Source organism: Patescibacteria group bacterium, assembly GCA_023473585.1.
In the GTDB taxonomy this organism is placed as follows: domain Bacteria; phylum Patescibacteriota; class Microgenomatia; order JAMCYU01; family JAMCYU01; genus JAMCYU01.
In genome coordinates this window covers 79,144-91,634 of the sequence record JAMCYU010000004.1, presented here as the reverse complement: position 1 = coordinate 91,634, position 12,491 = coordinate 79,144, and the positions used below count along the sequence as shown (strand labels likewise).

Here is a 12,491-nt window from a genome sequence, read left to right as displayed (position 1 = left end):
GAACCCCTTAATGCTAACAAAGATCCTATTTTATGTCAAACCCAAAGTTTTCTCTCTTAGCTTAAAATGATAAGCTAAAGCAAAACGGTGCGATTCGTCTCTGATTCTTTTTAAAAGGTTAAGGCCGGCATCGGTTTCGTCCAATTTTAGTTTTCGCCAAAGAAGACCATCTTTATAGATAATCCGCTCCATTTTTTTAGCTAAGCCGATCACCGGAATATCTAAATTGGCCAAATTAATGATTTTTAAGGCCGCGGAAACTTGAGTCTGACCGCCGTCAACCATAATTAAATCTGGATAAGTCCATTCTTGATGCTTAAGCCGCCGGGTTAAAACCTCGGTGAGCATGCCGACGTCGTTAGGCTGACCGATTCTTTTTATTTTAAAGCGCCGGTATTGATCAGGAGCCATGATGCCATCAGCAAAGACGACCATTGAGCCGGAGGCAAAAAGACCGGAAAGATTGGAAAGATCATAACCCTCAATTTTTTTTAACGAGGGCAACTTCAATAATTTTTTCAGAGTTTTTAACTCATTTTGCTGTTCTTCTTCAAAAAAATTGGGTTTTTCCAAATAAAGACCGGTTCGATAATAAGAACCGGTTAACCAGTTTAGTTTTTCTCTTTGATCGCGCAATGTTAAGGCCTGTTCGAAATTTTGTTGTTTGGCTGCCAATTGCATTTGCGAGGTTAAATTTTTGATTAAGTTCTTGGATTCACCCGATAAAACAGCCGCCAAATTTTTTAGATTGCGAAGATAAATTTGTTTTTGTTTTTTCTTTTCTTCCCCAATTAATTTATTAATTTCACCGGGGCAAGGGTCGCAGAGTTTTAGATGATGCCAAAAACACGGTTTTAAGTTTTTGCCTTTCTGGCTGCAGTAAGGAAAAATCTTTCTTAAAAAAAACAAAACCTCTTTAACGGTTTTTGCAGAAGGAAAAGGGCCAAAGAGATATTTGGTTTGGGTCAAATCGTTTTTTCTGACGCTTAAAACCTTAGGATATTCTTCCGGCGTTACGGCGATGTATAAAAAACTTTTATCGTCTTTTAATCTTAAATTATATTTGGGTTGATATTTTTTGATTAAGGAGCTTTCCAGCAAAAGCGCTTCAAATTCCGAAAAGACTTTGATATGGTTGATTTTGGCAACCTGACTGAACAAAAGTTTTGTTTTTGGGTCAAGGACGTTTTTATAACTTCGGACTCTATGCTGAAGATTCAGAGCCTTGCCGACATAAAGAATTTGGTTTTCTTTGTCGGCAAACAAATAAACCCCCGGCGTTTGTGGCAAACCTTTTAGGTCGTTCAAAAGATTCTGGTCCATATTTTTTTCCCAACATGACAAAGGAGAAAACCTAAGCTGACGATTAAAATAACGAGCGGGATGATTAATAATGGCAAAGAAATAATGTTTATCCTGGCCGTGTAAGGTCGGCCATCCAAGCTTAAAGTTACCAAGCCTAAAGCATTAAGGAAAAAATCGTTATTAGGAATTTCTATCTCCATGATTTTTTCGGCTTGAGGCGGCAAAATGGGGATTTCAAGATCATGATTCTTGATTTGGAACGAGGAATTAAGGCTTGGTTTTAAATTATAAAGAGCGGTCCGGTTCGGGTTAGAAATAATAACTTTGCCTTTTAAGGGCAAACCGGCAAGATATTTTTTGGGGAAAACGATTTCGACCTTTGGGTTTTGCGTCGTTTCTTGCGGGATATCATCGCTAAATTCAACCAGGACGTCTTTACCGCCACTTTGGCTTCGATAGGAACCGGCGGGATAGGGTTCTTTAGAACTTAAACCCCTGATGACAAAAGCAAAATGATTAAAATCAAAGCGGTCAAAATAATTCATCTGGCTGGTTTTCCCCCAGGTCGGATCAATTTGCACCCAAAGATTTTTATCTTTATCCCAATATTCCGGCCAGGAATGTAAAACATCGGTGACTAAAGACAGAGGTTTTAGTTTTGAATTGCTGGTGTAAGCAAAACCATCAACTTCACGCGCGGGAAGATTTGAACTTCTGGCTAAAGCAATGAAAAGATCAGTGAATTCCATACAAATAGCCTTTTGAGGCTGGGTTAAAATTGCCGCCGCTCCCAGACGCTTGGTTTCCTGATTAGCGCGTTCGTAATCATAATTTAGAGTTTTAATAACGTAATCATAGATCTCGCGCGGCGTTTTTAATTGCTTAGCAAGCTCTTTTATCTTTTCATTTTGCTCCCAAAATTCTTCCGTCTTTAAATAATTATGGTAAACAGAAGCGCCGTCGTCTTTCGGGTAATCGGGTTGTTCTTGGGCAAAAATCTTCACCGAACCGGAAACCTTAACGTCAAGTTTTTGTTTGGGTAAAAGAAAATACTCGGCTAACCAATTGCCATCATGATCAACCCTGATTTTTTTAGGTTTGGGGTTAATATTTTTAAGAATTATCTTTTGGTAAGGTGTGTCTGCCGGTAAAGCAATTTCCGTTTTTCCGGAAAGAAGTTGCTTATTTTCAAGATGATAATTAAGATCAAATTTAAATCCTTGCCAGTCACCGAAAGCCAGACTGATCCCGTCTTTTGAACCCTCATGAAGCGTCCAGTAATAGCGATTTTTAGGCTGCGGGAAAACATAGGCCGGCTCATTAAAAACCGGAGGGACGAGGAGAGAAACGTTATAGAAGGTCGGGTTCTCTTCGGCAGACAATCTGGGAATGTTAATTTCCCAGATTCTGCCTAATTTTTTGGCAATTTCCAAACTTTGGTATTTTAAAGTCCAGTTTAAAATTTTCCCCAAACCGACAATTTTTTCGTTAAATTGAACATGAATTTTGGTTTGCTCGAAATTTTTTTCCACCTTGATTTTTAATGGTCCTTGACCGTCAAAAGCTTCTATTTGTTCAATTTTATCGGTTCCCAAAATCAGGGTGTATTCGGAAGCGTAATAATTGGTCGTTAAATTTGTTAAATGGATATTTTGTAAAACAAAAGTTTTGGCGTCATTTTTGACCTCGAAAGTCAGATCATAAGCTGAAGAAAATTCATTAGAAGCCCGGGCGTCTTTGGCAAAGAAGAAAAGAAAAGAAAAGAAAAAAGAGAAAACGACGAAAAAAAACTTGATCATTTTTTTAAACTAAAGTATTCTTGCCAGAAATTGGCCTGTTTGAGACTCTTTCCTTTTTAAGGATACCTCGTAAGGTGTCCCGCTGGCAACTAAGTATCCTCCTTTGTCTCCGCCCTCGGGGCCTAAATCAATAAGATAATCGGCGTTTTTGATGACATCAAGATTATGTTCGATGATAACGACCGTATTGCCCTTTTGCACTAATTGTTTGAGAACCAGGAGCAATTTTTCTAAATCGGCAAAATGAAGTCCCGTGGTAGGTTCGTCTAAAATATACAAAGTCTTCCCCGTGGCTCTCTTGGAAAGCTCACTGGCCAATTTAACTCTTTGCGCCTCCCCGCCTGACAGAGTTGGCGCCGGCTGCCCTAAATGCATGTAAGACAAACCAACATCGGTTAAAGTTTGCAGTTTATCAACAAGCGTCGGGATATGGGTAAAGAAAACTAAAGCTTCCTCAACGGTCATGTCTAAGATTTCGGCGATGTTTTTGCCCTTAAAGGTGACTTCGAGAGTTTCATGGTTATATCTTTGACCATGGCAGACTTCGCAATCCACATAAACATCGGGTAAAAATTGCATCTCGATTTTTATTTGACCTTCGCCCTCACAGGCTTCACATCTTCCCCCCTTAACATTAAAGGAAAATCTTCCGGTTTTATAGCCGCGGACTTTAGCTTCGGGTGTTTGAGCGAATAAATCGCGGATAAAATTAAAAGCGCCGGTATAAGTTACCGGATTTGATCTTGGTGTCCGGCCAATCGGCGACTGATCAATCAAAATAATTTTATTGACATAATCCAGACCTTCAAGGCTTTCAAATTTGCCTGGTTTTTCCCGATGGTAGGGATTAATTTTTTGGGCTAAAGCGTGATAAAGGGTTTCCACAATGAGGGTTGATTTGCCGGAACCGGAAACGCCGGTAACGCAAATAAACTTGCCTAAAGGAAAAGAGACATCAATCTTTTTAAGATTAAACTGTTGGCAGCCGTTAATTTTTAAAAAATGAGCGGCGGAAGAAGCGGAAGACGGTTCGACTTTAATCTTTTTCCTTTCCGCCAAATACGCCCCCGTTAAAGAATCTTGATGATTTTTTATCTGGTTTAAAGTTCCCGTCGCCACAATTTGACCGCCATGATCACCGGCACCCGGCCCAAAATCAAAAATAAAATCGGCGGATTCGATCATCTCCCGGTCGTGCTCGACGACGATAACGGTATTGCCTAAATCGCGAAGATTTCTTAAGGTCTCAATGAGCTTGTGATTGTCCCTTGGATGCAAACCAATGGACGGCTCATCTAAAACATATAAAACACCGGAAAGTCCGGAACCGATTTGAGAAGCCAGTCTGATTCTTTGGGCTTCCCCACCGGCTAGGGTTTGGGTTCCCCGATCGACGGTTAAGTAATCCAAACCGACCGAGTTTAAAAAGCTAAGCCGGGTTTTAATTTCCTTGATCACCAAGTGAGCAATGGTTTGCTCCCTAACGGAAAGATGAAGGCTTAGATTGTTAATCCAGGACAAAGCTTCCCTGATTGATAAATTGGTGATTTCAATAATTGATTGCCCGTTAATCGTGATCGACAGGACTTCCTTTTTAAGTCTTCCGCCCCGGCATTCGGGACAAATTTCCCGCCGCATGTATTTTTCTATTTCAAGCCTCACATAATCAGATTCGGTTTCCCGATAGTGTCTTTCTAATTCAAAGATAATCCCGGCAAAAGTTTCATGGATATGAGTTAAACTGCCGAAACGATTTTTTCCTTCAACAACATGGATTTCCTCCCCGGTTCCGTAAAGAAGAATTCTTTTTTGTTCTGCCGATAAAGAAGAAAGCGGCAAACGCGGGTTGATGTTTTGTTTTTGACAGACGTTTAAAATAATTCGGGAAAACCAAGTTTCATGGAAAAAAGCCTTCGCAAAAGGAAGAAGACCGCCTTCGGTAATGGATAAATTGGGATTTAAAACTAAAGTTTCATCAACTTTCAAAAGAGTTCCCAATCCGGAGCATTGAGGACAGGCGCCGTAAGGCGAATTAAAAGAAAAAGTTCGGGGTTCAAGGGGTGGTAAACTTAAGTTACAGACAGGACAGGAGAAATGTTCGGAAAAAAGATGATCGGCAAATTTTTGGGGTTTTTCCGGAAAATTAAAATCAGCATCCAAAACTTCAGCCACGATAACTAAGCCATCGGCTAATTTTAACGCCTGTTCAATACTGTCGTTTAACCGGGTTTTAAGATTAAGTAATTTATCCTGATGCCGCAGAAGGATTTTATCAATCGTCAGCTGGTCAATAACCGCCTCGATCGTGTGTTTATTGGTTTTGATAAGGGTAAGGTCGTCTGTTAGGGAATAAGTTTGTTTGTCAATTCTTATCTTTTGGAAACCTTTGCTTTGAAGATTTTTAAAAAGTTCCTTAAATTCTCCCCTGCGATCCCTGACCACCGGCGAAAGAATCATTAGTCGGACTTGTTTTTTTGAGTCTAAAATTTTTGTGGTTAAACTTAGGGTTTGTTCAACAACCTGTTGACTTGACTGCTGGCTGATTTCCCGACCGCAATTCGGACAATGAGGATGACCGATGCGGGCAAAAAGCAACCTTAAATAATCATAAATTTCGGTGACGGTTCCGACCGTGGAGCGCGGGTTATGAGAGACGGATTTTTGATCAATCGAAATGGCCGGAGAAAGTCCCTCGATAGAATCAACGTCGGGTTTATCCATAACGCCTAAGAATTGCCGGGCATAAGCAGAAAGGGATTCAACGTAGCGTCTTTGTCCCTCGGCGTAAATGGTATCAAAAGCCATGGAAGACTTGCCGCTGCCGGATAAACCCGTAAAAACGACGAGTTTATTTTTGGGAATCTTTGCATCAACGTTTTTGAGATTATGAACCCTGGCTCCCCGGATAATAATTTCATCTTGCATATAAAGGACGTAAAATTATACCAGAAAAGAGAAAGATTAGAAAGGGTTTACGGTTATGTGGTATAATCCGTCAGTAAGAAACTGCATAAGGAGGAAAAGATGGGTCACAATACGAGTGAACAAGGTTATTTTGGCGGTGTTATCTCTCGAAAATGTTCACAAATTTATAATTATTGGAGCCACAAAGACCCAGAAAATCGCTTAGGTCATAAAAACGCTGCTTTAAGAAATAAATGCCTCGGTCTTTGTTCTCAGAATCCGAATTCTGGTGGACTCGAAAAAAGTGAACCAAGAAGAAATCGTTGGCATAAAATCACAATTTCTTAATTTGATCTCTAATTTTTACCGCCAGTTCAAAATCTAAATTTTTTGAAGCCTCCCGCATTTGCCGATTTAACCTTGCCAGTAATCTCTTTTTATCTTCAGGCGTCAGCTGGTCAACTTCAATTTTAGAAAGTTTTTCCTTTTCTTCCTTTATTTTGGGTCTTTTGACTAATTTTTCCCTGATGGGTTTTTTAATTGACGCAGGTGTGATCTTAAATTTTAGATTATAAGCCAATTGTTTTTTTCGCCGGCGCCCAACCTCATCAATGGCCCGTTGCATTGATCCGGTAATTTTATCAGCGTACATGACAACTTGTCCGTGAAGATGACGGGCCGCCCGGCCCATGGTTTGAATTAAGCTTGTTTCCGAACGTAAAAAACCTTCCTTATCAGCATCCAGAATGGCCACCAGCGAAACTTCCGGTAAATCAAGACCCTCTCTTAAGAGATTGATACCAACCAAAACATCATATTTTCCCTCTCTTAAGTCATCAAGAATGTCCGTTCGGTCCAAAGTCTCAACGTCCGCATGAAGATAATGAACTTTGGTGCCTCTTTCCTCCAGATAGGCAGCTAAATCCTCTGCCATTCTTTTTGTTAAGGTCGTCACCAAAACTCTTTCACCGGCTTTAACTCTTTCGTCAATTCTTTGGATTAAATCATCAATTTGTCCCTGGCTTTCTTTAAGAATAATTTCCGGATCCAAAAGACCGGTCGGCCTTATCAGTTGTTCGACAACCTGTTGAGAACGGCTGATTTCCCAAGGAGAAGGGGTGGCGGAAACGTAAATGGTTTGAGGAAGACGTCTTGTAAATTCGTCAAATTTCAGGGGCCGGTTATCCAAAGCCGCGGGTAGTCGAAAACCAAAATTGATTAAGGTTTCCTTGCGCGAGCGGTCACCACGATACATGCCGTTAAGTTGCGGCACCGTCATATGAGATTCATCAATCACGCATAACCAGTCTTTTTTATAAGGCTCGTTAAAATAATCCAAAAGGGTAAAGGGCGGATCTCCTGCTTGCCTACCGTCGAAATATCTTGAATAATTTTCAATGCCGTTGACGAAACCCACTTCCTTAATCATTTCCAAATCGTAGTTAACCCGGCTTTTAAGCCTTTGGGCTTCTAAAAATTTTCTTTCTTTTTTAAATTTTTGCAACTGTTTTTCTAAATCTTCCCTTATCTGACCAAAAGATTTTTCCGTTGTTTCCGGGTCAGTCATATAATGTTTGGCCGGATAGATAACCAGAGTTTTAACTTCTGCCTTGGCACTTTTAAGTTTCTGACTATTTAAAGGGTCAATTTTAGAAATCATTTTAACCCGGGCGTTTTCCAATTCCACACGGTAAGCAAAATCTTCGTAAGCCGGAAAAATATCCAAAGTTTCTCCTCTGACACGATAAGTTCCCTGAATAAAGACATAGTCCGATCTTTCATATTGAAGCCTTACCAATTTTTTTAAAATTTGTTCTCTTTCGATACTTTGGCCTAATTCAAGATTAAGAACAAAATGACCGTATTCTTTCGGCGAGCCGATATTGTAAATACATGAAACCGAAGCCACAATAATCGTATCTTTTCTGGTCATTAAATTCGTCGTTGCCTGAAGCCTTAGCTTATCGATTAAATCGTTGATTTCCGTTTCCTTTTCGATATAGGTATCGGTTTGGGGAAGATATGATTCCGGTTGATAATAATCATAATAAGAAACAAAATAAGAAACGGCGTTTTGGGGAAAGAAATCGCGAAATTCCTGATAAAGCTGGGCGGCCAAAGTTTTGTTATGGGAAATAACCAAAGTCGGTTTTTGAAGATGGGCGATGACATTAGCCAAGGTAAAGGTTTTCCCGGAACCGGTCACACCCAGAAGAACCTGATCAGAATAGTCTTTCTTAAGGCCGTCAATTAGGCCTTTAATGGCCTGCGGCTGGTCGCCGATCGGCTTAAAAGAAGAACGCAACTTAAACATCATTGTTCTATTTTATCATAGTTTGATGATCTTGACATTTCGGGTTTTTTATGGTTTTTTATAGGTATATGCCTCCTATTTTATACAGTAAAGAAAGACATCTTTTGGATTTTATTGGGCAATTTATTCAAAGATACGGTTTTGCTCCGACACTTCAGGAAATGGCTGATGCCGTTGGGGTTCGGGCGGTCGCCACGATTTATGAACATTTAAGAAGTCTTGAAGGAAAGGGCTTTATTAAATTAACGACCGGGACCAAAAGAGGCATTGAACTGATAAGCCGAGCCGGCAAACCAAACAATACTCAAGAAGAGGTAGCGGTCGAATTGCCGGTTTTGGGTTTTATTGCTGCCGGAGAGCCTCTGGAACCCCACACTGACCCCAATCTTTATTTTTCCGTCGCCCCGAGTTTGCTTTCTTCGGGAAAGCCGTCTTATATTTTACAGGTTAAAGGCCAATCTTTAATCGAAGAGGGTATTTTCGACGGCGATTATGTCGTTATCCAGCATCAGGAAGACGCTCAAAACGGCGATATCGTCGTGGCCGTTTTGAGAAACGGTTTGGCCACTTTAAAAAGAATCTTTTTTGAAGAGGGACGAATCAGATTGCAGCCGGCCAACTCGCAGATGTCGCCTATTTATGTTACCGAGGTAAAAATACAGGGCAAAGTCGTCGGCGTCATTCGTAAATATTAATTTAACGCTTTTTTAATTGCTTGTATTTGTGGTAAAGATAAAACAACCCCCCAACCGTCAGTCCTGCCACAATCAAAACATCAAATTGCCGAAAATAGACTTCCAAAGACTGCCAATTTTGGCCTAAAATCATGCCGACAGAGGTTAAAACCAGCGACCAGAAAAAAGAACCGATGGTCGTGTAGAGAATGAATTTGGTTAAATTCATCTTGGCGATACCGGCCGGCAGGGAAATGAAGGTCCGGACGACAGGCAGCATGCGGCTGGCAAAAACAATGATCTCTCCGTATTTTAAAAACCATTTTTGCGCCCGATCATATTCGTGTTCGGAAATTAAAAAATAACGGCCGTATTTGACAATCAAGATTCTCACAATTTTATCCTGACCCCAATAACCCACGGCATAAGCCAAAAGCGATCCGGCCAAATTGCCCAAAGCGCCGATTAGGACGACCATCCATAAATTGAACCTGCCCAAGGCCACCAGTGAACCCGAAAAAGGCATGGTAGCCTCCGAAGGAATAGGGATGCAGGCCGACTCAAGAGCCATAAGAAGAAAAATTCCCAGGTAGCCGGTGTCGGAAATGATATTGATAACAAAAGTCCCTAATGTTTCCAGCATAATTGATCTATTTTAGGAGAAAAATTAATATTCTTCAAGAGTCGAAAGGTCGCCTACCGGCAGACCAAGCTCTTTCGCCTTAAGAACGCGGCGCATGATTTTCCCCGAGCGGGTTTTGGGGAGCTTATCAATAAATTCAACTTCCCGAGGATAAGCATGACCGGCCAAGTGCGTCTTCACATACAAAGAAAGCTCTTCTTTTAATTTTTCTGAAGGCGAAATACCCTTTTTTAAAACGACAAAAGCCTTAATAATTTCACCTCTGATTTTATCGGGTTTGCCGATAACGCCGGCCTCGACAACGGCGTCATGTTCGACCAGGGAAGATTCAACTTCAAACGGTCCAACCCGCTCTCCTGCGGTTTTAATCACGTCGTCGGCTCTGCCGATGAACCAAAAATAACCGTCTTTATCTTTATAGGCCCGATCCCCGCTTAAATACCAACCGTGAGTAAAATAACTTTTATATTTTTTCGGCCGGCGCCAAATTTTAATCATCATTGAAGCCCACCCAGGTCTTAAGGCTAAATTTCCTTCCTGGCCAAGACGAAGTTCTTTGCCATGATCATCAACAATTCCCGCCTCAACGCCCGGCACCGGCTTACCCATAGAGCCAAGTTTGATATCAAGACACGGATAATTGGCAATGCAAATGCCGCCCGTTTCCGTTTGCCACCAATTGTCATGGAACGGAAGATTAAAAACTTTAAGACCCCACCTAATCGCTTCGGGATTTAAAGGTTCACCCACCGAGGCTAAATGTCTTAAGCTTGTTAAGTTATGGTTTTTAAAAAGATGACTGCCGGCCGACATGAGCATTCTGATGGCCGTAGGAGCGGTATACCAGATAGTCACTTTGTATTTCTCTAAGATTTGGTACCAACGCTTAGGATCAAAGCGGCCTTCATAAACGATGGTCGCCACGCCGTTTGACCAGGAACCAAGAATTTCGTAGGCAATTCCCGTTACCCAACCCGGATCGGCCGTACACCAATAAGTATCGGTATCTTTAAGATCTAAAACCCATTTGGCCGTAAGATGTTCCTGAAGAATGGCTAAATGCCGATGAACGACACCTTTCGGTTTCCCCGTTGTTCCCGAAGTGTAAAGCATGAAAGCCGGATCCTGCGGATCCATTTCCAAAACACGAAGTTTAGACGAGGTTTTTTTAAATTTATCCTGAAACTGGGGATCATCAATGACCAGAATGTGTTTGAGATTTTTTAATTTCTGCCTGATTTTTTCAACACGGTTTTTAAGCTTACTGTTGGTAATTAAAATGCTGGCACCGCTATTATCCAAGCGGTCATAAAGAGCCTGTTCTTTAAAAGCGGAAAAAAGAGCTCCGGCGATCGCCCCGATTTTTAAGATTCCCAAAAAAGAGAAGTAAAGTTCCGGAACCCGTGGCAGAAAAATAAAAACTCTGTCCCCACGCCTAACGCCGAGTTTTTTTAAAAAACGACCATACTGGGAAGAGAGATTGGCTATTTCTTCAAAAGTGTATTTTTTTTGGCTGCCGTCTTCACCTTCCCAATAGAGGGCAATTTTATTCTTTCTCCAGGTTCCCAAATGACGGTCAACGGCGTTGTAGGCGGCGTTAATTTTATCGGGGGCAAACCATTTCAGTTCTTGCTGATAATTCTTCCATAAAAAATGGCTATAGACTTTTGTATAATCAGTAAGATTAGGAACAATTTTCGGATTTTTTGGTTTCTTAACGACCTGGATCATTTATTTCTTACTTTAAAACGACTGTCGAGCTCTTTGATATGATCAACGATTTCCGTATATTCAAGCTCATTCATGCCCAGCATCGCCGCACCAAAAAATCCCTGTTTCCTAAGCTCGATGGCTTTGTCGGAAATTTTGCTGCGGACTCTTTCCCAAACCGGATGATCAAAAAGATCCACGGGTTCGGTCAATTTTCCTTCATGGACACAAAAGCCCAATGCCGAAACACAGGCCGGCCCGTCAAAATAAGCCACCGTCGAGCGGGTTTTAATCGGCATTAAAGGCGTATTGTGGCTTCCCCGATTGTCGCCGGCGACAAAATAACCGATGGCATAAGGAGAAAGAATTTCACCCGTATCGGGAAATAATTTTTGCGCCCGAACCAAAGCCACGGGGTCATCTTTTCCCACATAAGTTCCGGCGATATTATGAAGCCTTGAAGTGGAAACCACGGCGGCAATTTCGCCGTTGTCGCGCGAGTGCACCGATTCAATAACATAAGTTTCTAAATCCCTTAGTAAGACAGCAATACTGTAAAGTTCTTCCGGTGCTTTTAAAGTCACAATTTTATCGCCTTCGGTATGGTAAACGTTCATGACCGTAAACTCGAATCCCTTCCTCATTGATTTGGAAATAAAAAGCCCCGGCGAATACATCGGATCAGCAAAACTTAAATAAAGCGGCAGATTAAAAGCTCCCGGGTCGGTTTTATCGGCCTGGAAAAAAACAAAAGGCTCGTTAGGTCTTTCTTCAATTTCCATTTCGCAAACACCCGGGCCCATCCCTTTAACATTGCCCGAAAAAGATTCTTTCAGCAAATCTTGTCCGGCTCCATAAAGACCCTGTTTTTTTGCGACCTCCGTCCCCGCCTTAAAACTATCCCAGGCCAGTTTATGAATATCAGAGTTTCCCTCGCCTTTGGTATGGGTCATTAAAAGAGCAATATCGTCGCCTAAAAAAGTTTGGAAATAATCAATCAGCAACCCCTGACTGTTCTTTTCAATATAGTCTTTGACTGTCTCATAAACAGCCTGACTGGGACATTCATGACCGCCGATGGAACCGATATCTGCCTTGATGACCGAGAGTGTAATTTTCATTTGAAACCTCCTCTTTGATTA

8 protein-coding genes are annotated in these 12,491 nt (G+C 41.4%); 1 reads left to right on the top strand and 7 read right to left on the bottom strand.

The window, feature by feature from the left end:
* Positions 1-30 precede the first annotated feature (30 nt).
* The 4 genes from M1575_01450 to uvrB form a co-directional block, all read right to left on the bottom strand.
* On the bottom strand, positions 31-1,323 hold the full coding sequence (locus M1575_01450; GenBank protein ID MCL5095382.1) for a GIY-YIG nuclease family protein: 1,293 nt from the start codon (positions 1,321-1,323) through the stop codon (positions 31-33).
* Complete coding sequence (locus M1575_01445) at positions 1,305-3,104, bottom strand: transglutaminase-like domain-containing protein (protein MCL5095381.1); 1,800 nt, start codon at positions 3,102-3,104, stop codon at positions 1,305-1,307. The genes M1575_01450 and M1575_01445 overlap by 19 nt, the downstream gene beginning before the upstream one ends.
* A gap of 9 nt (positions 3,105-3,113) precedes the next feature.
* Complete coding sequence (gene uvrA, locus M1575_01440; protein MCL5095380.1) at positions 3,114-6,029, bottom strand: excinuclease ABC subunit UvrA; 2,916 nt, start codon at positions 6,027-6,029, stop codon at positions 3,114-3,116.
* A gap of 313 nt (positions 6,030-6,342) precedes the next feature.
* Positions 6,343-8,325, bottom strand: coding sequence for an excinuclease ABC subunit UvrB (uvrB, locus tag M1575_01435; protein MCL5095379.1), 1,983 nt, complete (start codon positions 8,323-8,325; stop codon positions 6,343-6,345).
* A gap of 65 nt (positions 8,326-8,390) precedes the next feature.
* Here uvrB and lexA point away from each other — a divergent pair, with 65 nt between their 5' ends.
* Positions 8,391-9,017, top strand: coding sequence for a transcriptional repressor LexA (lexA, locus tag M1575_01430; protein MCL5095378.1), 627 nt, complete (start codon positions 8,391-8,393; stop codon positions 9,015-9,017).
* A 1-nt stretch (position 9,018) separates the two neighbouring features.
* On the opposite strand, the gene M1575_01425 is transcribed toward lexA, so the two are convergent.
* Genes M1575_01425 through M1575_01415 form a run of 3 tightly spaced genes read right to left on the bottom strand, consistent with a single transcriptional unit; the run spans position 9,019 to position 12,470 of the window.
* Positions 9,019-9,639, bottom strand: a complete 621-nt coding sequence (locus M1575_01425) for a DedA family protein (GenBank protein ID MCL5095377.1) — start codon at positions 9,637-9,639, stop codon at positions 9,019-9,021.
* 24 nt (positions 9,640-9,663) lie between these two features.
* The gene (gene acsA, locus M1575_01420; GenBank protein ID MCL5095376.1) at positions 9,664-11,370 is read right to left on the bottom strand and encodes an acetate--CoA ligase; all 1,707 of its coding nucleotides are present in this window, start codon (positions 11,368-11,370) and stop codon (positions 9,664-9,666) included.
* Positions 11,367-12,470, bottom strand: a complete 1,104-nt coding sequence (locus M1575_01415; GenBank protein ID MCL5095375.1) for a fructose-1,6-bisphosphatase — start codon at positions 12,468-12,470, stop codon at positions 11,367-11,369. The genes acsA and M1575_01415 overlap by 4 nt, the downstream gene beginning before the upstream one ends.
* Positions 12,471-12,491 lie beyond the last annotated feature (21 nt).

What these genes read in the sequence shown, in the direction of transcription:
- lexA (MCL5095378.1), top strand. Translation starts at nt 8,391, where the DNA reads ATGCCTCCTATTTTATACAGTAAAGAAAGACATCTTTTGGATTTTATT.
- uvrA (MCL5095380.1), bottom strand. Translation starts at nt 6,029, where the DNA reads ATGCAAGATGAAATTATTATCCGGGGAGCCAGGGTTCATAATCTCAAA.
- M1575_01445 (MCL5095381.1), bottom strand. Translation starts at nt 3,104, where the DNA reads ATGATCAAGTTTTTTTTCGTCGTTTTCTCTTTTTTCTTTTCTTTTCTT.
- acsA (MCL5095376.1), bottom strand. Translation starts at nt 11,370, where the DNA reads ATGATCCAGGTCGTTAAGAAACCAAAAAATCCGAAAATTGTTCCTAAT.
- M1575_01450 (MCL5095382.1), bottom strand. Translation starts at nt 1,323, where the DNA reads ATGGACCAGAATCTTTTGAACGACCTAAAAGGTTTGCCACAAACGCCG.
- M1575_01415 (MCL5095375.1), bottom strand. Translation starts at nt 12,470, where the DNA reads ATGAAAATTACACTCTCGGTCATCAAGGCAGATATCGGTTCCATCGGC.
- uvrB (MCL5095379.1), bottom strand. Translation starts at nt 8,325, where the DNA reads ATGATGTTTAAGTTGCGTTCTTCTTTTAAGCCGATCGGCGACCAGCCG.
- M1575_01425 (MCL5095377.1), bottom strand. Translation starts at nt 9,639, where the DNA reads ATGCTGGAAACATTAGGGACTTTTGTTATCAATATCATTTCCGACACC.